This is a genomic window from Mucilaginibacter sp. (assembly GCF_025362475.1).
Taxonomy (GTDB): Bacteria; Bacteroidota; Bacteroidia; order Sphingobacteriales; family Sphingobacteriaceae; genus Mucilaginibacter.
In genome coordinates this window covers 35,192-58,435 of record NZ_JANYGH010000065.1, presented here as the reverse complement: position 1 = coordinate 58,435, position 23,244 = coordinate 35,192, and the positions used below count along the sequence as shown (strand labels likewise).

Here is a 23,244-nt window from a genome sequence, read left to right as displayed (position 1 = left end):
TAAGCGAAAGAAAACCGATTTTTAATGGTCCAAATGCTATTTATTAGGCTATAGGTTAAACCATTATCAATATAAAACATCTTATATCGTGTTGCTTTAATTTAGCCGGCGGTAAAAATTTAAAACTAATTGCCGGTTAAAAGGTTGGGCATACTACTATATCCGTAAAGCAACAGTTGGTTTGTGCTGCACGTATTATTTATTACATTTGGTTAGGTTTATGAAGAGTTATATAAAAAGGCCCATTACTTTTGTTTGTTTATTCCTGGCGGTTTTGCTTGCCGGAAGTACAAAGGGCTGGGCGCAAAAACTGGAGAAAGCCGCTTTTTATAAAGCAATGGCATCTGATAATGTGGATGAAATAAACCAGGAGCTATCCGTTTTTACCGATGCAGGTACCGACCTGAAAGAGGGGTACGAAGGTGCTTTATTAATGAAAAAAGCCAGCCTGGTTGGTAAGCCTAAAGATAAACTACGCTTTTTTAAAGCCGGACGCATAAAGCTGGAAACAGCCTTGCTTGCCGATCCGGATAATACCGATCTGCATTTCCTTAGATTGGTGATCCAGGAAAAGGCCCCCAAAATTGTTCATTACCGTGCAGATATTGAAAACGATAGAAATATGGTGGTAAAAAACTTTAACAGCCTATCGCCTGTTGTACAACGTGCGGTAGTTGACTATAGCAAAACCTCAAAGGTATTGCACACAGAAGACCTTAAACCGGCAGCGTAATGGATAAAAAAGTTTTAGTTATTTACTATACCCAATCCGGACAGATGGGCGAAATCATCGACTCATTTACCCAGCCGATTATTGATGAAGGCTTTTCGGTTGAAAAGGTTGTTATAAAAATGGTGGATAATTATCCTTTTCCATGGACAGGATCCAGTTTTTTTAATGTGATGCCCGATTGTGTTTTAAGTGTGCCGGCCCAAATTCAGCCTTTTACCTTAAAAGAAACAAAGTACGATCTGATTATTTTGGGTTATCAGCCCTGGTTTTTATCACCAAGTATTCCTTCAAATTCCTTGCTTAATCACCCGGATTTTTTAAAAGTGTTAAAAGGTACCCCGGTTGTTACCATCAGCGCCGCGCGCAACATGTGGTTAAATGCTTTTGAACGGGTTCGCAAATCTCTCCAGGATGCAGGGGCTAAACTGGTAGGCAATATAGCCCTGGTTGATAGAAATCCTAACCCCATAAGTTTTGTTACCATTTTTTACTGGATGCTAACCGGTAAAAAAGAACGTTATCTTAATATATTCCCTAAGCCCGGTATTGATGAGCAGGAAATATTAGATACCGCTAAATTTGGGCGGGCGATAGCCTTCAGGATCACTATGGAATACTGGGAAAGCCTGCAATACGAACTCATGAACCTTGAAGCGGTTCACATAAAATACCCGCTGATGTTTATTGAGGGAAAGGCGAAAATCATTTTTGCAGTATGGGCAAAATTTATTGCCAAACGCAAAAAAAAGGAGCCCTGGATTGCGGCATTTAAATATTATCTTTTTATTGCCTTGTTTATTGGTGCACCTATATTATTAATTCTGGATATGATTTTTATACGACCATTTTTTGGTGATAGGATCGAAGCCAGAAAGAACTACTATTTACAACTAAATTAATACTTACATGTCTTTTAATCAGGTTTATATAAATACTACATCTGCTTTTCTTCCTAACGAGCCTGTCGCGAGTGATGATATGGAACTGTATTTGGGTTATATTGACAACAAACCATCAAAATCAAAAAAAATTGTACTGCGTAACAATGGCATTAAAACCAGGTATTACGCTTTAGATAAAAATAAAAAATCTACCCATACCAATGCGGAAATGACAGCCCTGGCGGTAAGGGAACTATTTAAAAATACCGAAGCCAAAATAGAAGAAACGGAATTACTATCATGCGGCACCTCATCGCCAGACCAAATGATGCCGAGCCACGGTGTAATGACACATGGCTGGTTGCCAGAGGCTGGTGCTATTGAAGTAGTGTCGCCATCTGGTGTTTGCTGCGCAGGAATGCACGCTTTAAAATATGCCTACCTGGCCATCAAATCGGGCGAGGTTAAGCAGGCGGTAGCAACCGGATCTGAAAAATTTTCGGGCTTATTGGTTTCTGATGTATTTGAGGAAGAAGCTCAAAAATTGAAGGAGCTTACGGAGAATCCATACATAGCGTTTCAAAAAGATTTTTTAAGGTGGATGCTATCTGATGGTGCTTCGGCATTTTTAATGACCGATAAACCTAATGAAACAGGCCTGAGCCTGCGGGTAGAATGGATTGAAGGTGTATCATACGCCAACCAAATGGATGCCTGCATGTACATGGGCGCCGAAAAGCAGGACGATGGCAGCCTTAAGGGTTTTATGGATTTTACACCCGAAGAGATCAAGAACAAATCTATCTTTAGCGTGAAGCAGGATATTAGCTTACTGAGCGACAATATCGTTCCGCTTGGAGGGCAGAAAATTAAAGAGATCTTTGAAAGAAGAGGGTTAACAACCCAGGATATTGATTACTTTTTGCCACATATCTCCAGCGATTTTTTCAGGCCGAAAATTTATGAAATGGTTGAGGTATACGGCGGTGGCATCCCTTATGAAAAATGGTTCATGAACCTGTTTACCGTAGGTAACGTTGGGGCAGCATCGGTTTACCTCATGATTAACGAGTTGTTTCATAGCGGTAAGCTAAAGGTGGGTGAAAAGATCCTGCTTTTGGTACCCGAGAGTTCAAGATTCTCGTATATGTATGCGATGCTTACCGTATGTTAAGCGGAAAGGTGTATATACCATGAAAAAAGAAAACGTACCCCAGGACCTGAGTTCGCTTGGAAAAATAACCAGGGAAGTATGCTACGCAACCGATAGTACAGGAAAGTATGTTACCCAGCTGAGCAACGGCTGGGATGTTAAAATAAAAGCGCTTGATGTAGCCTGGGAGGAGATTGATGGGCGCATTGCTAAAGCAAAGCAACAGGTTTTAAATAATGAGGCCAGTCCGCTCCTGTTTTTTATGGAGTTAAGACTGATGGACTTTAGTATTTTAGCCGATTATACCGGGTTTTGGAAATGGCAGATAAAGCGCCATTTAAAACCCGAAGTATTTAATAAACTATCAGAAACAAAATTGAAAAAATATGCCGCGGCCTTTAATGTAAAGGTCGACGAGCTAAAAAGTATGGATGTGCATGAAGATTGATTTTGAACACGGACAGGCGGCACATTGCGAATCGGGGGTTACCAGTAATTTATTAAAGAAAATATCAAACGGTAAAATAACCGAGCCACTGGCTTTTGGCATTGGTGCAGGTTTGTTTTTTGTATACGTGCCCCTGATAAAGGTGAACAACGGGCCGGCCATCGCCTTTAGGTCGATGCCTGGTTTTATATTTAACCGCACATGTAAATCATTGGGTGTACCGGTGGTGCAGAAAAAGTTCAGCTCAAAAGAGCGTGCGAAATCTTTTTTATTGGAGAGCCTTAACGCTGGCAACCCGGTGGGTTGCCAGGTGGGGGTTTACTACCTGTCGTACTTTCCAAAGGAATACCGGTTTCATTTTAACGCCCATAACCTGATTGTTTTTGGTAAGGAAGATGATAACTACCTCATCAGCGATCCAATTATGGAACATGCCACAACCCTAACCAGCTATGAGTTGGAGCGTGTGCGTTTTGCCAAAGGAGCATTAGCACCCAGGGGCCAATTGTATTATCCGGGCAATCAAAATGAAATTACTGATGAGCAAATAAGGAGCGCCATCAAAAGCGGCATCAAAAAAAATGTGTTTAATATGTTATCCATTCCCGGTTGGTTTGCTGGTGTAAATGGTATAAAATATACCGGTAATAAAATTAAAGGCTGGCGCGATAAATTAGGATTGCATGATGCCGGTCTTTACCTGGCCCAATTGGTACGGATGCAGGAGGAAATTGGCACCGGTGGCGGTGGTTTCAGGTATATATATGCCGCGTTTTTACAACAGGCAAATGATTATTTACCAAATGATACCTTGCTTCGGGCATCAGAAATGTTTACCCAGGCCGGTGATCTGTGGCGTACAGCCGCGGTGCAGGCAGCAGGCATATACAAGGGGCGTATTGGCAGTCAGGCTGATTTTAATGTAATGGGCGATTACTTGTTTGAGATAGCCGAAATAGAAAAGAAGGCCTTTACGGTTCTCAAAAATATAAAATGGCAGTCATGAGCTCCTTAGCTGTAAATATCGAAAACCTGGGGTTTCATTATCCTGGTAATTCCGGAATTACTTATGACGGCCTTAATTTAAAAATAGCCGAAGGCGAACGTTTTGGCTTATTTGGTCCCAACGGAGCCGGCAAAACCACGTTAATGAATTTGATGACCGGCTTGCTGGTTGCTGATACAGGAAAGATAGAACTGCTGGGGCACAGCATCGGTACAAAAAGCAAGGCGGTAAATAAGCTGTTTGGTTTTGTACCACAAGATTTTTCTTTTTACCAGGAGTTAAGCCCGGTAGAGAACCTGGAGTTTTTTGGCGCCTGGTATGGCTTAAACAGCAAACAGATAGCGCAACGCACTAAAGAGTTGTTGGAAATTCTGGGCTTATCACACGTAAGCGATAAACCTGTTCAGAATTTTAGTGGCGGTATGAAAAGACGGATTAACCTGGCTATCGGCGTGATCCATAACCCCAAGATACTTTTTTTAGATGAACCAACCGTAGGGGTTGATGTGCAAACCCGGCACGCTATCATCAATTATTTAAAAGAGTTAAATGACAATGGCACCACGTTAATATACACATCGCACCAGTTAAGTGAGGCAGAGGGTTTGTGCGAGCGGATAGCCTTAATTGATAACGGCAGAATTGTACGCGAAGGTAATTTAGATAAGCTGTTGGAAGAATATGACCATCAGAATTTAGAAGATCTATTTTTAAATTTAACCGGAAAGGATTTCAGAAACTAATGTTTAAACTCTGGGCTTCCATAGTAAAAGATGTAAGGGTTTTGCTGCGCGATAAGGTGGGCATTTCACTTATGTTTATTATGCCTGTGATTTTGGTTATTGTAGTAACCACCATACAGAACAGCACTTTTCAGCTCATGAATAAAAACAAGCTTACAGTAGTGGTTTGTAATAAAGATGCCGGAAAGTTAAGTACACAGTTGATAGCTACCATCAATAAGATAGGGATGTTTAAAGTGGCGCAGGTTGATAAAAAGCTAAACGCGCAGCAAATTGCCGATGGAATGCACGCTAACGATGCCATGCTGGCCGTGACCATTCCTTCGGATTTTTCGGCTAAAATAGAAGCCAAAGCCAACAGCTCATCAAACAAAGCATTGAAAAGTTTTGGCTTGCAGGCCGATTCTGCCAAAGAAGTAAAGTTAACAGGCGCCACGCCGCTTATATTATATTACAACCCATCGATACCAGAATCAATACGGTTTTCGGTAAATGGTGCCCTGGCAAGTGCCCTGCAAATTGTAGAGAGCCGTGAAACCTTGCGCACACTTTACTTTGCCATTAACGAAAAGGAGATGCCGCAGCAACTGGAAAACGAAATGCTGAATGGTAAGGCCGAGATTAACCAGGTTCCTGTTTCAAAAAACGGCAGCTTAAAAGCGCCAAACGCAACACAGCATAATGTACCGGCATGGACAATATTTGCCATGTTCTTCATCATCATGTCGTTAAGCGGTAGCGTGGTAAGGGAAAAGGTAAGCGGCAGTTTTATCAGGCTAAAAACATTGCCAACTAATTACGCGGTGGGTTTGCTATCAAAGCAAATAACTTATTTGGGTGTTACCATGTTCCAGGCTTTGGTGATATTTTCACTGGGGTTGTGGTTTTTTCCGTATATTAATTTACCGGCCCTGAATTTACCGGCAGATATTTTCGGCCTGTTTATTGTTACTTTGGCCTGTGGGTATTGTGCGGTAAGCTATGCCATTTGCATTGGCGTTTTTGCAAATACCCAGGAACAGGCCAACGGTTTTGGGGCGGTATCTATTGTAATATTAGCTGCCATTGGCGGTTTAATGGTGCCATCTTTTGTAATGCCGGGCGCTTTAAAAACAATTAGTCAGTTATCGCCATTACATTGGTGTATACAAGCATATTATGGCTTATTTTTAGAGGGTGCGGGCTTAAAGGATGTAATGATTAGTATAATACCGCTGGTGGCTATTACCATAGCGTTCCAGGCGGTAACGTACCTTGGTTTAAAAAGAAAAAATTTAATATAGATAATGATGGAAATAGCAGAATTAAAGGAAAAGTTAAAGGTTCAGATCATCCAATTCCTTAACTTAACCGACCTTACGCCGGCAGACATTAAAAACGATGAGCCGTTATTTGGTGATGGCCTGGGCCTTGATTCCATCGATTCGCTGGAACTGATTGTGCTTTTGAAACGGGAGTACGGCATCAATATACAAGATCCTAAAGAGGGTCGTAAAGTATTGATTGATGTTAACACGATGGCTGCATATATTGAACAACACAGAGAAAAATAAAGCTTAAAACATTGGACAGGATCCTGGTAACCGGTATGGGAGTGATCAGTGCTATTGGTAACTCCGTAGATGAGAATCATATTGCACTGGTAAATGGTAAAACCGGTATAATAAAAGGTGGAGGTAATTTTCCTTCTCGGTATGCGGGTATCCTGCCATTTGCCGAGGTTTTGATGAGTACCGCGGATTTGAGAGCCAGGCTTCATGTTACGGAGCCCGGTGTTACCCGCACTACCCTGATGGCACTTCATGCTTTTAATGAAGCCATTGCTAATGCAGGGTTGACCGATGCGCAACTAACTGCCGATGATACCGCGTTGGTAGGCGCAACCACAGTTGGCGGCATGTGCCTTACCGATGAACTTTATGCTAATACGCATGGTGATCATGAAAATATTGAATATGTGGGATCATATGATTACGCGTCGGTAAACTTGTTTATACAGTCTCACTATAAAATGACTGGGGTGGTTAACACCATGAATACGGCCTGTTCTTCATCGGCAAACGCTATTATGTACGGTTGCCGGTTGATAAAGAATGGATTGGCCCGGCGCGTAATTGTTGGCGGGACAGATAGCCTCGCAAAATTTACTGTTAATGGCTTTAACGCACTTCGCATCCTATCCGATGAAGCCTGTACACCATTTGATGAAAACCGAAAGGGGCTTAATTTAGGCGAAGGCGCGGCGTTTTTGGTATTGGAAAAAGAAGCCGATGCCGGCGATAAAAAAGTATACGCGGCAGTGAGCGGTTATGGTAATGCCAATGATGCTTATCATCCTTCATCATTATCGCCAGGGGGCGATGGTCCATATTTGGCGATGAAGAGTGCTTTAAGCAATGCTAACTTAACCCCTGCTGATATTGATTTCATAAACGCCCATGGCACCGGTACCGAAAATAATGACGAGGTAGAAAGCCGTGCTATGTTAAACCTATTTGGCGCCCTGCCCAATTTTGCATCTACAAAAGGTTTTACCGGGCACACGCTTGGGGCGGCCAGCGCTATTGAGGCCGTGTATAGTATCTTGAATATTGACAGGCAGGAGTTATATCCTAATCTGAATTTTAAGCAGCCCATAACTGGTATTGGAGTGCAGCCGGTTGTGGCTTATAAGCCGGCGAAGATAAATCACGTCATGTCCAACTCGTTTGGTTTTGGTGGTAACTGTACATCATTAATTTTTTCAAAAGCATGATGTTCTATATAAACAAAACCAATTGCATATCGCCCCAACAAACCTTTGGGGATATCGATATTGAACAGTTGCATGCATCCGTTGATAATAAATTAAAAGTTTTAGAACCTCCCTACCCTGCTTTTACGGCTAATGCCATACGCCGTATGAGCAAGAGCACGAGGATGGGGTGCGGAGCGGCACTTCCCTTACTTGCTGATAGTACCCAACCCGATGGAATTATTATTGGTACCCAGGTAAGCGGGATGGAAGAGAACGGTAAGTTTTTGAACCAGATCATCGAGTATGATGAGGATATGCTTACGCCGGGCAATTTTGTACAGGGTACGCCAAATACCATATCATCGCAAATTGCGCTGATCAGCAATAATAAAAACTATAATATTACGCATGTACATCGGGGGCTGGCCTTTGAAAACGCCGTGATAGATACCGCGATGTTACTGAATGAAAGCCCTCAAAGCACCTATTTGTTAGGTGGGGTTGATGAGATATGTGCCAATAATCACACGTTGGATACCCTTGCCGACTGGTTTAAAAAAGAAGATTGCGCCAATAATGATCTCTATAAATCAAATACAAATGGAAGTTTATCTGGCGAAGGTGCCGCGATGTTTTATGTGAGTAACAATAAAACAAACGCCTTAGCGCAATTGAAGGCCATTACTACCATTCACAATACAGATGTTGATGTTGTAAAAGAGCACATCAGAAATTTCCTGTTGCAAAATTTGCCGCAGGGCGAAAAAATTGATCTGCTTTTAAGCGGAGAAAACGGCGATAAGCGTGCCTTGCATTATTATACATTCTGTGAACAATTGCTGGATAGTGGAACGCCCGTTGCCCGTTTTAAACACCTGTGCGGCGAATATCCTACTGCATCGTCATTTGCGCTTTGGCTGGCCTGTAATTTTGTAAGCGGGCAGGCAACTGTTCCTGAACACATGCTTAAAAAGGCTGCTAAAGTTTCCGCCCTTAAAAACATATTGATCTATAATACGCATAAAACTGCTCAGCATAGCTGCATGCTGGTAAGTATACCCTAAGCTATTGAGGTATTTTGTTAATCAGGCATAGGCCGGCAGTCCCAGCATTTTATCCACCCTTATAATTTTATAGCCTTTGGATTTGGCAAATTCAATAAACCGGGGCAGTATGGCGACGGTGTTTTTGCAGGTATCATGAAAAAGGAATATCGCGCCGGGTTTAATTTTAGCACTTACTTTGTTAAACAATTGATCAGCATCCTTACTCATGGTATCATATGAACGTACATTCCAGCCTATAGGTAAATAATTGCCCTCAACTATGGCGTTTTTTAAATTGGGGTTCATCACGCCATAGGGCGGGCGAAAGAGTCTCGGCTTTTTGCCAGTTACAGGGTATAGCGCACTATCCGTCTGCCGCATTTCTGCAAGCATCTTTTTTGCCGGGTACATATCAAATAAAGCAGCATGTGTAAAGCTGTGGTTGCCTATGATATGCCCTTCGGTATCCAGTTGTTTAATGATCTCTTCATTCCCCGCTATCCGGTTGCCGATGCAAAAAAAAGCGGCTTCAACGTTAGCGTTCTTTAGTATCTGTAAAAGTTCAGGCGTTCCATCCGCTACCGGACCATCATCAAAGGTAATGGAGATCACTTTCTCTGTAATTTTTGCCGAGCAATATATCGGCATAAAAAAGTTGGAATTAACAAAGTAGCAGCCGTATGCAACAATGAGCGAATAAACCAATATAACTGCTACATAAACCAGCCAGCTTACACCATGCATTTTATCGGCCGCAATGGTTAGCGCCAGCAATACAATCAATGCAATATTGGTGTTTTTGAATGTCAGCACGCCGATAGCAACATTAGGGAATGATAGGTGTTTTGGTAGTGGTTATAAATGAGCACTTTTTTAAGCGGGGCGACTTGTGCCTTACCCGGAATCATGTTTGTTTTGATAATATGGGCAGCATACCACAATGCAAAAGCAGATGATGTTGGATACTCACCACACAGATGCTTGTAGTTAATAGCGGTATTTTTATTAAACAGGGTTTTGCCTAAATACTGGTAAACTTCGTCATTTTTAGCATCGCCATTTTTACCGGTTATGATCAGATCAATATCGTCAACACTGATATTTTGTGCCGATAAAAAAGAAGAGATCTGTTGTTCAACTTCTCCAAAGCTTCCCGGTTTATAGAAGGTTGTTATGGCATCCAGCTTCGCCAGGGCATTTTCTGAAGCCTCATTAGTCAACAGGAAAAACGCAGAACCTTCACCTGCGATGGTACCTTTTGAGGGAGTATTATATAAATCGAGGTTTGATACTGATCCTTGTTTGTACAAACCAAACCGGCTTAGTATCCCGTGGCTGATATCGGTAATTTCATCTATCCCTCCTACCAATACATTTTTAGCTTCGCCCTCCTGTAGCAGCATTTGTGCATCCAGTAATGAACACTCAAAAGATGAACCGCCGTTTACAAACGTGTTATTGTATTCATGGCAATGGAGCAACAGCGCCACCTGCGCCCCAATTGTGTTATGGGTTGATTGTATGAAAGATGTTGGCGTAAGCAATTCTTCGCCCCGCTCAATCATTTTGCTCAGGAATATGCCGGTATCTTCCAGGCAACCATAGGCTGTACCGGTGATAATGGCATCGGGCGGAGTTACCCCGGCCTCTTTTAAACAGGCCATGGCCGATGCTACACCCATCTTGATCACCCGGCTCATGCGGCGGATGAGCTTAGGATCAATAAGCTCTTTATAATCCGGCGTAATGCAGGTTAAGCGGTTGCCCTCATAGGCAACAACTTCTCCCGGGAACGGTGCGTTACCAAATGTTTTTTGTGGCGATATGTTTCCTGTTGCACGTATATACATATCAATCCTGCAGTTTTGAAAATATGAGTGATGAACAATTACCGCCAAAGCCAAAGGAGTTGGAGAGTACATGTTTCAATTCGGGTTGCCTGGTAAAGCTTGTCTCGGGCGCAAAGGGCAGATCCTCTATCCGGGTTTTAAATCTCAGGTTTGGATAGATCAGTCCCTGCTGAACAGATAATGCCGAAAATACAGCTTCGATGCCCGCGCTTGCCCCCAGCGTATGCCCGGTGAATGATTTGGTTGAACTCATTTTAGGGTAATGCGGCTCAAATAATCTTTTTATAGCTGTCCCTTCGGAATTATCATTGTTTTGTGTGCCGGTACCATGCAGGTTAATGTAACCGATATCTCCGGGGTTTAAACTGCTCATTTTTAAAGCGCCCTGCATGGCCATATAAGAGCCTGTTCCATCGGGCGATGAAGCTGTTTGGTGATAGGCATCGTTGGCGTTGCAATAGCCGCTAAGCGCACAGTATGGCGATGTTTTAAGCGATGCGGCCACGCGCTCAGATACCAAAGTAACATAACCGGCACCCTCACCCAGGTTTAAACCCCGGCGATTGGCATCAAAGGGCTGGCAGTATTCGCTATCCAGAATCATAAGGGTGTTGAACCCGTTTAGGGTAAACCGGGTTAGCGCATCCGTACCGCCGGCGATAACTACATCAAGTATATTGTTTTTGATTAACCTTGCGCCGTACATAATGGCATTTGCCGATGACGAGCAAGCCGTGCTGATAGTGCTTACGTAGTTTTTTATTCCGAGTTGATCTGCTACCAGTTCGGTAATCTTACCGCATTCGTGGTTTACAACATTCCTTAGGCGACCGGCTTTAGGGTTAGCCATAAATTGAGTGAAAAAATCTTCCGTTTTATCCATCCCGCCAACGGTGTTAGCCGATATGAAACCTGTACGCCAGGAGGAGAAATTTTCTATTTTGGCGCTATGCAATGCTTCCCGTGCGGCTATCAAACTCAGCATGGCCGTGCGGCTGATACCCGGGGCAAAGTCCGAAAGTGCGGCCAGCTCATCATTGCTTAATTTAACCTCGGCAACAGGGAATGTATCCTTATGAACCGTATCTAAATACCTGATTTTATCAATACCCGCCCGGCTGTTTTCGAGCGCGCTAAGGCATTTGGCGGTGTTATTGCCAATGCCCGAAATTACGCCTACTCCCGCAACAAAAACAGTTTGACTCATCTTATGCTCCAATATCATTGCCGGGTTTTTCTGTATCCGACAGGTAAACTTTGTTTATATTTTCTACAGTGAACGGTACTGATACATCGCTTTCGCGTTTTTCTACCAGGTACAAAACCGCTTTGTAATCTTCTTTCAGCAGATCAACCCAGCCACAAATGCAGGCCTGCAATATATTGTTATTTAATAAATATGCCACGTATTGCGCTACAAAAGCGGCATCAAAAGTTTCAAAAACAAAAAACGCGTTCTCGCCCTTAAACTTGTTTTTAATGCTGATTTCGCCAATAACAATGTTGGGTAAGGTGTAAACAAACAACGCCGGACTGGCAACCGTTTTTGCCCCTTCATAGTATTTAATATCGGCATCCAGGCTGGAGTTGGCATTGGTTAATACAATGCCGATTTCGTTCTCCTCATATAGTTCGCTAATGGGGTTGTTTTTCAGTAAAACTTCTGCGGCCAGTAAACCCATTTTTGACAGGTTATCCATTTTGTAAAACTTAGGATATTTTACCTCCAGGAACTGGTAAACAGAAAGCAGGAAAGCCCCGGCGTCGGCGTCTTTATTTTCAAATACAGGCAGGCCATTGCTGTAAACAACATTATTGCTGATTACGCAATGGGAAGTGATATGGTTAGTTGCTGTCAATATTTGTTGCTATTTATATTTAATTGCTTTCGGCTCTATTTAGTAAGTACAATTGCCGCGTTACATCCCCCAAAACCCGATGCTGTTTTAAGGCAATTGGTTAAAGGTAGATATTGTAGTTCATGGCTCACATTTATGGATTGGCTTAGTCCCAATTTATTAAAGCCCTTTGTGGGGATAATCACGTTTTGTTGCAAGGAGTGGGCGGCTATAATGGTTTCAATGATGCCCGATGCACCTAAGGTGTGGCCAAAATATCCTTTAAGACTATTAACCGGGATAGTTTCCATGCCTGCCAGGTTGATAGCCTTTGCCTCCATTTCGTCGTTATAAATGGTGGCGGTGCCATGGGCTGAGATAAAGTCTATCGCTTCCGGCTCAATGCCCGCGCTTTTTAATGCACCCTTTATGGCATAAAAAAGCTCTTCGCCGGTTTTTGATGGGCCCGAAATGTGATTGGCATCGTTGCTGATGGAGCCACCTGCCAGTTTTATGCCATTGGCATATTTAGGGTTTGATGAAAGGATCACCGTACCCGCGCCTTCGCCTAAATTAATGCCGTCGCGGGTGGCATCAAATGGCTTGCATGGCGCCGCACTGATGGCCTGGAATGATTGAAAGCCCGACAACACAAATTTGGTGATCACATCGGCCCCAACAACAACCGCGTTTTCATACTGGCCGGTTTGCAATAGGCGCATCCCGGTAATAAGTGCTACCAGGCCCGAGATACAGGCATGCGAAACAATTAAAGGCTGATTTACAAAACCAAAATGCCCGGCAACCAACGTTGCCGAAGTGCTAAGCGCAATCCGATTGTTTAGTTCGGGATCATCGGCCGCCGTTTCCAGCATGCTGATATTGCCTTTTGTGGTAGATATGATGAGGATCGTTTTTTTATCTGCGCAGTCAATCTCACTATCTTTTAACGCGTCGCTAATGGAGGCGATAAGCAGTTGCTCAAATTTTGTGTGATTATTTTGGTCTGCTACAAATTGTTGGTCGTCATTAAATAACGAGGCATAGAAAGGCACATCGGAGCGCGTACCACCTGCGTGTTGCTTAACACCCGAAATGTTTTGGGTAAGCCTATCGAAGTTTTCGGCAGAGGTGCCGCCAACCGGCGACAGGATATTATCGGCAACAATAAAAACAGATTTCATCGCTTATTGAACAGTTCCTCTCATCAAGTTGTTTTTATTGCCAAAAGTTATAATAATTATACCATTGCTCGGGGTACTTTTTTACGTACTTCTCCATCTCGCCCACAAAATCATTGGTCATTTGTTCCATCCCGGCATCTTTGCCCAAATGTAAATATTCCTTTATTGTACTGGCGTAAAAATGGTAATGAAACTTAGTTTCTTTCATGGCAAATACATAGGCCACAGGCACTTTAAATTTGGCCGCCAAAACAAATGGCCCTAACGGAAATTTGGCATCCTCGCCCAAAAAGTTTTTGGTAATGGTTTTATTGCCTTCCAGGTACCTGTCGGCATGCATACATACCAGTTCGTTATTCTGAAAAGCTTCGTTTATTTTAAATATATGCGAAATATCGTCTTTAATCACGATGATGTTAACGCTGTATTTGCCCGTTACTTTTTCCATAAAGGCTTTTATCTGCTGGTCTTCCCCATCATACATTACAATGTTAATGCGTGTGTTGATGGTGTTAAGCAGGTTGCCGGCAATTTCCCAGCTGCCTATATGCGCGCTTAACAGCAGGCCGCCTTTATTCATGGCTGCTATCTGGTGCAGGTTATGCTTGCCATCAAATTCGAAGGTGAATTTATTGGGGATGCCGGCCATTACAACTACCTTATCGATAATGCTTTGGCCAAAAATGTAATAGTTTTGGTAAACTTTAAGCAACGATTTCAGGCGGCTGTAGCCCAGTCGCTGATGGAAATAGTAATAGATACTTTTTGACGACTGATAGGAGAAAACGACATAATAAAAGGAAACAAACCTTAAAAGAAAGTAAGCAGGAGTAACTCCTGCCCATTTTAAGATAGCCAGAAAAATAGAATACCCCCAGGGTTTCCCTTTAGATTTTCCTTTCCAGGACGACATTATACAAGCTCCTTCGGCTGTACTTTAGCTACCACGTAATTGTAAAAATCCTGGAAAGTAATAATGCCGGCGAAATCTTCGGGCTGTACTTTAAATGAAAAGTTGGTTTCTATTACCACTACAAGGTCAATATAGTCAAGGCTATCCAGCCCAAGGGTATCTTTTAAAACTGCATCGGGTGTAATTGTATCTTGATCTACCTCGAATTCTTCAGACAGGAAAGAATTTATTTTCGCAATGATCTCTTCAATTTGCATGATCTTGTTTAAATTAATTAGGCCAACATTTGGGTTGAATCAGGGTACATCCAAACGTTAGTGTAATAGGTTGTAAAAGTTTAAAATATGTTATTTAATTGGGCTGTTTATATACCAATTAAAAGTATTCTGAAATTTGTTGATTTTGTTAACAGTGTAAAGAACGATTTAGGTATTTTGTTGGCTTACGGGTAGCAAGACAACCTCATGAACTTTTTTTAAATCCCTAATCCTTACTCCTCCTGCGCCCAGCCTCTACATTTAGGAAAATACTATAACACGTAATTAAAAAAATAATTCAATAACGCCGCAAAAATACAAAATAATAAAAACATTTGTTCATCTTTTGTGTATAGCCAAATAAAATGTTTAAACAGTTAATCATAGCTGCAATTACATACTCCAAAAGATAAATCAAATATTATTTTTGTAAAAGACGCTTAAGCGTGAAAAAAGGTCACAAGGGATCTTAAAAAAACTTAAACTTAAAAAAAACTGATAGGTGGTTACCGGTGTTGGGATAGATATGATAGAAGTTGACCGTGTGGCCAGCAAAATTGGGAAGGATATGGGTTTCCGGGAGTTGGTATTTTCGCCGGTGGAGATCAGTTACTGTGAGGCTATGGCCGATAAGTACCAGCATTACGCTGCCCGCTTTGCCGCAAAAGAGGCATTCTTTAAAGCGCTTGGCACAGGTTGGCTAAAGGGAACCGCATTTAATGAGGTTGAGATTAGCAATAATGCCGACGGAAAACCCGAACTTACACTTATTGGGCAAACTGCCGAATTGCTAAAAGAACAAGGACCATTGAAAATTTCAGTATCAATAACCCATCTTAAAACAATAGCATCCGCCATCGTAATTATAGAAAAGTGACTACTCCATTAACACATACACCAATATACCAGTCAAGAGAAGAGATAGTAGCTATGCAGGAACAAAAACTGCAGCAATTACTGGCCTATCTTAACCAAAATTCGCCGTTTTATAAAGAATTGTTTGCGGCTAACAATATCGATATTGCCGATATTAAAACGCTGGATGATCTGAAACGCATCCCGACTACCGTTAAAGAAGACCTGCAGACGCGGAATGATGATTTTATGTGCGTAGGCCGCGATAAGATTATTGAATACAGTTCCACATCGGGCACATTGGGCAGCCCGGTTACTATCGCGCTTACCGAGAATGACCTGCAGCGACTTACCTATAACGAATACAGCTCATTTATTTGTGCCGATGGCAGCCCCGATGATGTGTACCAGCTGATGCTTACGCTCGACAGGCAGTTTATGGCCGGCCTGGCTTATTATTCGGGCATCCGGATGATTGGCGCGGGTATTATTCGCCTTGGTCCGGGCGTGCCTTCATTGCAGTGGGATACCATTTTAAGGTTAAAGCCGACCGCGATTGTTGCTGTACCATCATTCATCCACAAACTGATTCAGTATGCTACCGAGCATCATATTGATATTAATTCAAGCACGGTAAAAAAAGCAATTTGTATTGGCGAGAATATTCGCAATACAGATTTTTCGCTCAACATCCTTGGTAAAAAAATTACGGATGCCTGGGATATCAAACTCTACTCTACATATGCCTCAACCGAAATGCAAACAGCTTTTACAGAGTGCGGACATGGAAAAGGAGGCCACCACCAGCCCGAATTGCTGATTGTTGAACTGCTTGATGAGCATAACCAGCAAGTAGCCCCCGGCGAACCGGGAGAGGTAACCATCACCACCCTTGGTGTAGAAGGTATGCCCCTGCTGCGCTACAAAACCGGCGATATTTGCCAATATTATGACGAGCCCTGCGAATGTGGAAGAACAACCCTGCGCCTATCATCTATAATTGGCCGTAAAAAGCAGATGATTAAGTTTAAGGGAACTACACTTTATCCCCCTTCGCTTTTTGACCTGCTGAACGGGATGGAAGAGATTTTGGATTTTGTAGCCGAGGTTTACTCCAACGAGATTGGCATGGATGAGGTGTTGCTGCATATCCTGCCCATCAATTATACCGATGAGTGCGACCGTAAGATCAGGGCCAACTTACAGGCCAGGTTGAGGGTTAGTCCGTATGTTACCTATGTACAGTATGACGAGATTCAGAAGATGCAGTATAAGGAATCGGGCAGAAAACCGTTTAAATTTATTGATCGCCGGAAATAAAAATATCTTCGGGCAATTCATCCGGGAGTTCTTCTTCTGATGGTGATTTGCCGAAGATCTTATCCAGCAGGTTTAATATAGGCACCGTCATAAATGTGGTTACCAGTGCCATAATAACCAGTATGGCAAACACCTCTTTATTCAGTACGCCAAGGTCGTAACCAATGTTTAATACAATTAGTTCAACCAGGCCGCGGGTGTTCATTAACGCGCCTATTGATAGGCTATCCTTCCAGCTTTGCCCAACAAATTTGGCCGCTGACGCACTGCCAACAAACTTACCTGTAACGGCTACCAATATAGTTATTGCACAAATGCCCCACAAGTAAGCATCGGTTAGTAAGCCTATTTGTGTGTGCAGCCCGGTAAATACAAAAAATAGGGGCAGTAATAAAAACAGGGCTACATCCTTTATCCGTTCCACAAACACCCCTCTGAAGGTAATATTATCGGGCATCACAATGCCGGCCATAAAAGCACCAAACAGGGCATGGATGCCAATAGATTCGGTGGCGTAAGATGAAATGATCAACGTCAAAAAAAACATAGCTACCGGCATGCCCACGTAGCCCGGCCTGATGTTGCGGCTGTAAATGAGCTTTAAAAGTGGTTTTACACCCTTTAGCATAATTACTACATATACTATAGCCATTATTGCGGTATAAACAAAACTCATTACAGAACCTGCCTTCACTACCGCTATAACAACTGTAAGCAGGCACCAGGCCGTAATGTCATCGGCAGCCGCGCAAGTAATTACCAAAGCGCCAAGGCGTGTTTTGTTAATACCCCGTTCCTGGCAAATGCGGGCCAAAACAGGGAAGGCGGTGATACTCATAGAAATACCCATGAACAAGCCAAACGAAAAGAACGGTATACCCGCAGGTGCTAAGGATTGGTAAATGAAATAAGCCAGCCCGATACCTAAGGTAAACGGAACGATGATACTGGCATGGCTGATGACGATGGCATCTTTACTTTTGTTTTTGATGGCGCGCAGATCAAGCTCCATCCCTATTACAAACATGAATATGATCAAACCAATCTGGCTTAAAAACTGCAGTGGCCCTAATGATTGAGCAGGGAAAATGGCATGCGAAAATGCCGGGAAAAACCGGCCGACAAGCGAAGGGCCTAAGGCTATGCCCGCAAAAATTTCGCCGATAACACGCGGTTGACCAAGTTTTTTACAAACCCATCCTGCTATATTGCCGGCTACAATAATAACCGCTATTTGTGCCAGCAAGGTAGCCAGCGGCCCGGTTTGGTTTTTTACCAATCCATCGGTAAACTGATGCATGGAGCTTTTGTTGCTTGCCGCCAGTTTAACTATGTGCCGCCCTTGTTCAAGCTCGTTACCGGCGGTTAATGCCAGGTAAATTAAAAAGGAAAATCCGCCGATGAGGATGATATAAAAAAATATGTTTCTGAATTTCTTCATCTTTTAAATACGCCTTTAAATTTAAAAAAAGTGGAGGCCTCATGTTGAATCATGGCATCTACCTTTAACGTATCACCGTCTGCGGCAGTGTAGGTTATCTGCAAATCGGCAGTGCTGTTTACCTGTGGGTTTAATATCGCCAAAAACTTCATATCCCCTGCTTTTACCAGCTTGGTTTTTGTACCGATAAGGTGTTCCAGAACCTCCTTAACCATTTGCATCATACAAACGCCCGGCACAACCGGTTGCCCGGGAAAATGCCCTTCAAATATCTGGTGAGCCGCATTCAGGGTAATGGTAGTTTTTGAGGTATTCCCCTCGGTTTGCGGTGTAGTAAACTGAAAAAAGGATTCCTGGAGCATACGAATTTTTTTGCTGAAAGCCGAAAGCTGAAACCTGAAAGCTTTGAACCTTCAGATCTCGACTTCGAGCTTCTTATGTCGTCAATATTTTTTTACTAAAGCTTTCAGCCTTCGGCCTTCAGCTTCCTGCTATCGTTCTATCTTTTTTAAACCGATGGTAAATTTAAAGTTTTTGTGGTCAATACCGATGGTATCAGGCAGGCCATTTTTATAGTTCATCATGGTTGCCACGGCCACCGGTTTCCTTTTTGATGATTTTTCCATCCGTAGCAGGGAGTCGCCGGCCATGTTGGTGATGTAGTAGTTGGCGCCCTTTTGCTGGGGCAATACATAATATAGGTGCGCACTATCCTTCAGTATATAATGCTCATGACTGCCCTGCTGGCGCATGAGTACCAGATCGAAATCCTTCATCAGGGTTTTTATCACAGGTCCTTTATTCATTTGGGGGATAATGTAATACACCTTAAAGCTGCCATCTTTTAAAAAAGCAAAGTCGAAAAACTTAACCCCCATCTCGCTGGAGAATACAATACGGGTACTGCTATCGGGCATTATTTTCATTAATAACAAGCCGCTTAAATGATGGCTGGTAACATTGATCTCCGCATTATAAAGCACAACAGAAAATTGCGGCCTGAATTTGTAGATGTGGTTAAAATTGCCAGTTGCAGGCTGTAGGTTTTTATAAACCGAAGAGCAGCCGGCCAACAAGAGCAGGCAGCTACTTAGCAGCAAAAAGCGCATCCGGGAGGCTGGCATTTATCTCTTTATTTATAAAATGAATGGTGGTATTATCGCCCGATGGCTCCTGCATATCGATATTACTTACCGAATTATCTTTTTTATCAACAGAGATATTGATGCTTTTAAAAAAGTCTTTGATCCCTTTTGATAATGGTGAAAGCTCCACCAGGTAATTGCTTTTATTTTCAAATACCTTAACCTTAAAATCGGGGTTGCTAAGGATAGAACCCTGCACGCAATCAACAATTATTTTATTGATCTGCTGAAAAAGCTTGTTCGACCGGGTGTTGATCTTATTCTCCTTTTGCTCATCTTTCACCAGGATATTATCCTTGTTGATGATCATCAGGTATTTGGAGGGCTGGGTATATTCCATCCGCACCATATTGTCTTTTTTAAACCAGAACTTCCCTTTTGATGTGATCTTTTCGGCTAACATGCTCAGGTTTTTCTCCTGCACAAAGTCACTTTTAATGCTGTTTGTTTTTTGAGCCGTAGCGGTAAACTGTTCTTTAAATTTCGATAGATCGGTAAGCTGGGTATAGCCGGCATGCTGCGCCCTTGATGTAAAAGCAGCAGAAAGTATGAAAAGCGTTAGGAGTACTTTATTGATTTTCACAATTAAATCGAATTTATATTACCAAATAGACATTGATTGCGCCAAAAGGTTTGAAGAGGAATAGCGCGGTTGACCAATTAAAACCTTACCGTCATTGCGAGGTACGAAGCAATCTCTACACAAGCACAACAAGGATGTATGCTTTGCCTTTCTGTTGGCCCTGTACAGCACGGAGATTGCTTCGTGCCTCGCAATGACGAATTTTTTTGATGCCCTTTTTAACGTTGCCGTGCTTTAATCGTTCTCACATTGCCCCCTCACCTAAGCGGCCTGATTTTCTGTTATATACTCGGCCATGGTACGTACCGACTGGAATACTTTTGGGCCATCTTCGGCTTTTGAAAGCTTAATTTTATAGTTCGTTTGCATTAAAACGATGAGCTCCAAAACATCTATAGAGTCGAGGCCTAAGCCATCTGCAAATAACGATTCATCATCGCCAATGTCTGTTGGTTTAAGGTCCTGTAAGTTCAATTGGTCTATGATCTGTACTTTTAGATCATTAATTAATTTGTCCATTTTATTTTATACATTTTGATCTATCCGATCACTTAGCTGAATAATTCTTGCTAATTTATTTAACGCTTTGTTATGGTTTTTAACATATGGGTTATCTAAATCCCAAACATATCCAGCCAGAACAGAGCAAATCATATTTTTTATTTCGGGCACAAATGATCCGGCAAAAAAGATGGTATCCAACGTGCCATCATACCAGGCATTAACATAGGAGCGAAAAACATCCACTCCCTGCATTACCTTTTCAGTATATTCCTTTTCCCAGTTAACCGTTTCGCCGTTTAGGGTGCGGATAACTAAATGTGCAGCATTTTGACTGGATACAGTAGCCAGCGTTACTCCCGATGAAAATATGGGATCTAAAAACTCGGTAACATTGCCAGTAAGTACAAAGCCTTCACCATGAAAGGTATCGGTAGTACTGCTCCAGGCCTGTAATATTTTAGGGTCGAAAACAAATTCAACATCCTCAAACCTTTCACTTAAATAGGGCTCAGACGCAATAAGGCTTCGCAGCTTTTCTTCATCGTTATTGCCCTCGTATTGGTTAAAAAACTCCGGGTTGCCTACAAAACCCAATGAAGTAACTCCGTTTGAAAAAGGAATAACCCATACCCAAACTCCGGGTTTATGTACAACTATCGTTATGCGGTTTGGCTCATCGCCTAAATGGCGTTTAACATCATTGGTATGCGCAAACAACGCCTTTCGCTCAGACATGTTAGATGGTTTATCCAGGTTGAACAACCGGGGGATCACACGACCGTATCCGCTGCCATCAATAATAAAGCGAGCTTCTATCTGTGTTTGATTGCCGTCAATGTCTTCAACAGTTGTAACAGAATCTGATCCGTTAAATGTAATACCGGTAACGGTGGTTTCATAATGAACCGGCACACCCATGGCTTCCACGGTATCGGCCAGAGTTTTATCAAATTCGGCACGGGGTGCCTGCCAGGTCCAGTTCCAGCCATCAGTAAACTGGTCCGAAAAATAATAGTCGCAGATTACGCCATTCTTTACAAACTTTGCTCCAAATTTTTTCTGAAAACCCTTTGCTTCCACAGCTTCAACAAAACCGGCTTCGGTTAATGCTTCCATACAACGGGGCAACAGGCTTTCGCCTATTACAAAACGGGGGAATTTTTGCTTTTCAACAATTTTAACTTTAAAACCGGCTTTATTCACGATAGAAGCGGCCACAGTACCCGCCGGACCAGCGCCAATTACCAACACATCAACTTTTTCCGTATTCATCTATTTAAATTCTTTAGCGTTTGTTTATTGTTAGTATTGCCGCGGGTTTATTAATTAAAGCCTTTAGCGTTTATGTTGTTTATAAAAGTATCAAATTGGTAAAATGTTCTAAAGAAAATCATACCCATCAGGCCAGCGAATGTTTCTTTTTCCACTCCTCAAAAAATGGAGGATTTGTTAATTGAAGCACAAAACTATCCCGGTTTAAAAATACCTGTACGGTTGAGCCTGTTACCACAACCTCGCCGGTAGCTGCGTTTAACAGACGATAGTTAAAATTCAGGCGCGCGGCTTCGCTGGGTATATATTCCGTTTCAATAATTACACTATCGCCATAGCGCAAAACTTGTTTATAATTACAATCAATCTTTACAATTGGTGTAACGTATTGGTTGTTGTACACGGTGAGGTAATCTATTCCGAAGGCTTTTCCGAAAGCTTCCCGGCCATCCTCAAAATAACGCACATAGTGCCCATGCCACACAATGCCCAGCGAGTCTACTTCGCTAAACTTTACACTTATCTCGGTGACATGTTTCAGTGTTTTTTGCAATTTCTGTTTTTTTGTGATCGAAACCTGTTTTTGCAGGTATTGTTAATTAAGATTATGGTTTAATTATAAACACTTTCATTTGGCATTGCGCCAGTAATTCATCTCCGCATTTTACCTTTCCGGATATCAGCGTAACATCAAATATTTGATTATCAATGATGATTTCTGTTTCTAAGATATCATTTATTTTAGGCAACGAGAATACTTCAAGGTTTTTAATTGCCCCTATATAGCCAATGGCATCTGGTTTATCTCCGTTTTGGGCAACATAGCCGGCCCTTGCCGCGGCAGTTTGTGCTATGTTTTCAACCAGGCCGCCTGCGCTAAACTCACCATCCTCAACCAAAATATTGTCGGCTTTTACACAAAATTGGGTACGGCTGCTTGTCTCATCGCTGTAGATCAAATGATCAATCATCACGAAAGGGAATTTTTGTGGTATAAGGTCCGGTGTATTTGACGGCTGTACAAACATAGAAGCAGGGCGTAAATTCTTTAATTACCTCAATAGTGATGGCGTTTACGCCAGCTCTTTAGCGTTTACTTTGGTATCTACGTACTCGTAAAAATCCTGGAAGTTAACAATGCCCACAAAATCTTCGGGCTGTACCTTAAAGTTGAAATTGCTTTCAATTACCACCACAAGGTCTATATAATCCAGGCTATCCAGCTCAAGGGTATCCTTAAGGTTTGCTTCAGGAGTGATCTTTTCTATGTCGATCTCAAACTCTTCGGCTAAAAAAGCGTTTGTTTTTTCTATGATCTCTAAAAATTGCATAAGG

At 42.4% G+C, this 23,244-nt stretch carries 28 protein-coding genes; 12 read left to right on the top strand and 16 right to left on the bottom strand.

Annotated features, from left to right (window positions below):
- Positions 1 to 220 precede the first annotated feature (220 nt).
- The 10 genes from Q0R88_RS22250 to Q0R88_RS22205 are packed head-to-tail and all read left to right on the top strand — an operon-like array spanning position 221 to position 8,765.
- The gene (locus Q0R88_RS22250; RefSeq protein ID WP_295720592.1) at positions 221 to 733 is read left to right on the top strand and encodes a hypothetical protein; all 513 of its coding nucleotides are present in this window, start codon (positions 221 to 223) and stop codon (positions 731 to 733) included.
- Positions 733 to 1,632, top strand: a complete 900-nt coding sequence (locus Q0R88_RS22245) for a hypothetical protein (RefSeq protein ID WP_295720591.1) — start codon at positions 733 to 735, stop codon at positions 1,630 to 1,632. Before Q0R88_RS22250 ends, Q0R88_RS22245 begins: the two co-directional genes overlap by 1 nt.
- Positions 1,633 to 1,639: 7 nt before the next feature.
- Positions 1,640 to 2,788 carry a beta-ketoacyl-ACP synthase III gene (locus tag Q0R88_RS22240; protein ID WP_295720590.1) on the top strand — a complete coding sequence of 383 codons (1,149 nt, stop codon included), beginning with the start codon at positions 1,640 to 1,642 and terminating at the stop codon, positions 2,786 to 2,788.
- 19 nt (positions 2,789 to 2,807) lie between these two features.
- On the top strand, positions 2,808 to 3,215 hold the full coding sequence (locus Q0R88_RS22235) for a hypothetical protein (protein WP_295720588.1): 408 nt from the start codon (positions 2,808 to 2,810) through the stop codon (positions 3,213 to 3,215).
- Entirely contained in the window at positions 3,205 to 4,221 is a 1,017-nt protein-coding gene (locus Q0R88_RS22230) for a BtrH N-terminal domain-containing protein (protein WP_295720586.1), read from the top strand. The genes Q0R88_RS22235 and Q0R88_RS22230 overlap by 11 nt, the downstream gene beginning before the upstream one ends.
- The gene (locus Q0R88_RS22225; RefSeq protein WP_295720584.1) at positions 4,218 to 4,964 is read left to right on the top strand and encodes an ABC transporter ATP-binding protein; all 747 of its coding nucleotides are present in this window, start codon (positions 4,218 to 4,220) and stop codon (positions 4,962 to 4,964) included. Before Q0R88_RS22230 ends, Q0R88_RS22225 begins: the two co-directional genes overlap by 4 nt.
- Positions 4,964 to 6,247: an ABC transporter permease gene (locus Q0R88_RS22220; RefSeq protein ID WP_295720583.1), complete on the top strand. Its 1,284-nt coding sequence runs from the start codon at positions 4,964 to 4,966 to the stop codon at positions 6,245 to 6,247. Before Q0R88_RS22225 ends, Q0R88_RS22220 begins: the two co-directional genes overlap by 1 nt.
- A gap of 3 nt (positions 6,248 to 6,250) precedes the next feature.
- Positions 6,251 to 6,517 (top strand): phosphopantetheine-binding protein, encoded by a 267-nt coding sequence (locus tag Q0R88_RS22215; RefSeq protein WP_295720582.1) that lies wholly within the window; start codon positions 6,251 to 6,253, stop codon positions 6,515 to 6,517.
- A gap of 11 nt (positions 6,518 to 6,528) precedes the next feature.
- Positions 6,529 to 7,719, top strand: coding sequence for a beta-ketoacyl-[acyl-carrier-protein] synthase family protein (locus Q0R88_RS22210; protein ID WP_295720581.1), 1,191 nt, complete (start codon positions 6,529 to 6,531; stop codon positions 7,717 to 7,719).
- Complete coding sequence (locus Q0R88_RS22205; protein WP_295720579.1) at positions 7,716 to 8,765, top strand: hypothetical protein; 1,050 nt, start codon at positions 7,716 to 7,718, stop codon at positions 8,763 to 8,765. The genes Q0R88_RS22210 and Q0R88_RS22205 overlap by 4 nt, the downstream gene beginning before the upstream one ends.
- Positions 8,766 to 8,786: 21 nt before the next feature.
- Here Q0R88_RS22205 and Q0R88_RS22200 read toward each other — a convergent pair whose 3' ends face one another.
- The 7 genes from Q0R88_RS22200 to Q0R88_RS22170 are packed head-to-tail and all read right to left on the bottom strand — an operon-like array spanning position 8,787 to position 14,789.
- On the bottom strand, positions 8,787 to 9,560 hold the full coding sequence (locus Q0R88_RS22200) for a polysaccharide deacetylase family protein (protein WP_295720577.1): 774 nt from the start codon (positions 9,558 to 9,560) through the stop codon (positions 8,787 to 8,789).
- Positions 9,554 to 10,597 carry a beta-ketoacyl synthase chain length factor gene (locus Q0R88_RS22195; RefSeq protein ID WP_295720576.1) on the bottom strand — a complete coding sequence of 348 codons (1,044 nt, stop codon included), beginning with the start codon at positions 10,595 to 10,597 and terminating at the stop codon, positions 9,554 to 9,556. The genes Q0R88_RS22200 and Q0R88_RS22195 overlap by 7 nt, the downstream gene beginning before the upstream one ends.
- Before the next feature lies 1 nt (position 10,598).
- The gene (locus Q0R88_RS22190; protein WP_295720574.1) at positions 10,599 to 11,804 is read right to left on the bottom strand and encodes a beta-ketoacyl-[acyl-carrier-protein] synthase family protein; all 1,206 of its coding nucleotides are present in this window, start codon (positions 11,802 to 11,804) and stop codon (positions 10,599 to 10,601) included.
- Between the two features lies 1 nt (position 11,805).
- Positions 11,806 to 12,456, bottom strand: coding sequence for a hypothetical protein (locus Q0R88_RS22185; RefSeq protein WP_295720572.1), 651 nt, complete (start codon positions 12,454 to 12,456; stop codon positions 11,806 to 11,808).
- A 35-nt stretch (positions 12,457 to 12,491) separates the two neighbouring features.
- Positions 12,492 to 13,619, bottom strand: coding sequence for a beta-ketoacyl synthase N-terminal-like domain-containing protein (locus tag Q0R88_RS22180; protein ID WP_295720570.1), 1,128 nt, complete (start codon positions 13,617 to 13,619; stop codon positions 12,492 to 12,494).
- 34 nt (positions 13,620 to 13,653) lie between these two features.
- The gene (locus Q0R88_RS22175; RefSeq protein WP_295720568.1) at positions 13,654 to 14,532 is read right to left on the bottom strand and encodes a hypothetical protein; all 879 of its coding nucleotides are present in this window, start codon (positions 14,530 to 14,532) and stop codon (positions 13,654 to 13,656) included.
- Positions 14,532 to 14,789 (bottom strand): phosphopantetheine-binding protein, encoded by a 258-nt coding sequence (locus tag Q0R88_RS22170; RefSeq protein WP_295720566.1) that lies wholly within the window; start codon positions 14,787 to 14,789, stop codon positions 14,532 to 14,534. The genes Q0R88_RS22175 and Q0R88_RS22170 overlap by 1 nt, the downstream gene beginning before the upstream one ends.
- A gap of 502 nt (positions 14,790 to 15,291) precedes the next feature.
- On the opposite strand from Q0R88_RS22170, the gene acpS reads away from it, so the two are divergent.
- Complete coding sequence (gene acpS / locus Q0R88_RS22165) at positions 15,292 to 15,666, top strand: holo-ACP synthase (protein ID WP_295720565.1); 375 nt, start codon at positions 15,292 to 15,294, stop codon at positions 15,664 to 15,666.
- Positions 15,663 to 16,964, top strand: coding sequence for an AMP-binding protein (locus tag Q0R88_RS22160; protein ID WP_295720563.1), 1,302 nt, complete (start codon positions 15,663 to 15,665; stop codon positions 16,962 to 16,964). The genes acpS and Q0R88_RS22160 overlap by 4 nt, the downstream gene beginning before the upstream one ends.
- Here Q0R88_RS22160 and Q0R88_RS22155 read toward each other — a convergent pair.
- The 9 genes from Q0R88_RS22155 to Q0R88_RS22115 form a co-directional block, all read right to left on the bottom strand.
- Positions 16,945 to 18,405, bottom strand: a complete 1,461-nt coding sequence (locus Q0R88_RS22155) for a cation:proton antiporter (protein ID WP_295720562.1) — start codon at positions 18,403 to 18,405, stop codon at positions 16,945 to 16,947. The two genes, Q0R88_RS22160 and Q0R88_RS22155, sit on opposite strands and share 20 nt — an antisense overlap.
- Entirely contained in the window at positions 18,402 to 18,767 is a 366-nt protein-coding gene (locus Q0R88_RS22150; protein WP_295720560.1) for a hypothetical protein, read from the bottom strand. The genes Q0R88_RS22155 and Q0R88_RS22150 overlap by 4 nt, the downstream gene beginning before the upstream one ends.
- Before the next feature lie 129 nt (positions 18,768 to 18,896).
- Complete coding sequence (locus Q0R88_RS22145; protein WP_295720558.1) at positions 18,897 to 19,529, bottom strand: hypothetical protein; 633 nt, start codon at positions 19,527 to 19,529, stop codon at positions 18,897 to 18,899.
- Positions 19,492 to 20,133 carry an outer membrane lipoprotein carrier protein LolA gene (locus Q0R88_RS22140; RefSeq protein ID WP_295720555.1) on the bottom strand — a complete coding sequence of 214 codons (642 nt, stop codon included), beginning with the start codon at positions 20,131 to 20,133 and terminating at the stop codon, positions 19,492 to 19,494. Before Q0R88_RS22140 ends, Q0R88_RS22145 begins: the two co-directional genes overlap by 38 nt.
- A gap of 261 nt (positions 20,134 to 20,394) precedes the next feature.
- Entirely contained in the window at positions 20,395 to 20,652 is a 258-nt protein-coding gene (locus tag Q0R88_RS22135) for a phosphopantetheine-binding protein (RefSeq protein ID WP_295720553.1), read from the bottom strand.
- Between the two features lie 6 nt (positions 20,653 to 20,658).
- Positions 20,659 to 21,909, bottom strand: a complete 1,251-nt coding sequence (locus Q0R88_RS22130) for an NAD(P)/FAD-dependent oxidoreductase (RefSeq protein ID WP_295720551.1) — start codon at positions 21,907 to 21,909, stop codon at positions 20,659 to 20,661.
- Between the two features lie 127 nt (positions 21,910 to 22,036).
- Positions 22,037 to 22,462: a thioesterase family protein gene (locus Q0R88_RS22125; protein ID WP_295720549.1), complete on the bottom strand. Its 426-nt coding sequence runs from the start codon at positions 22,460 to 22,462 to the stop codon at positions 22,037 to 22,039.
- Between the two features lie 52 nt (positions 22,463 to 22,514).
- The gene (locus Q0R88_RS22120; RefSeq protein ID WP_295720547.1) at positions 22,515 to 22,937 is read right to left on the bottom strand and encodes a 3-hydroxyacyl-ACP dehydratase; all 423 of its coding nucleotides are present in this window, start codon (positions 22,935 to 22,937) and stop codon (positions 22,515 to 22,517) included.
- Between the two features lie 45 nt (positions 22,938 to 22,982).
- Positions 22,983 to 23,240 (bottom strand): phosphopantetheine-binding protein, encoded by a 258-nt coding sequence (locus Q0R88_RS22115; protein WP_295720546.1) that lies wholly within the window; start codon positions 23,238 to 23,240, stop codon positions 22,983 to 22,985.
- Positions 23,241 to 23,244: the final 4 nt, after the last annotated feature.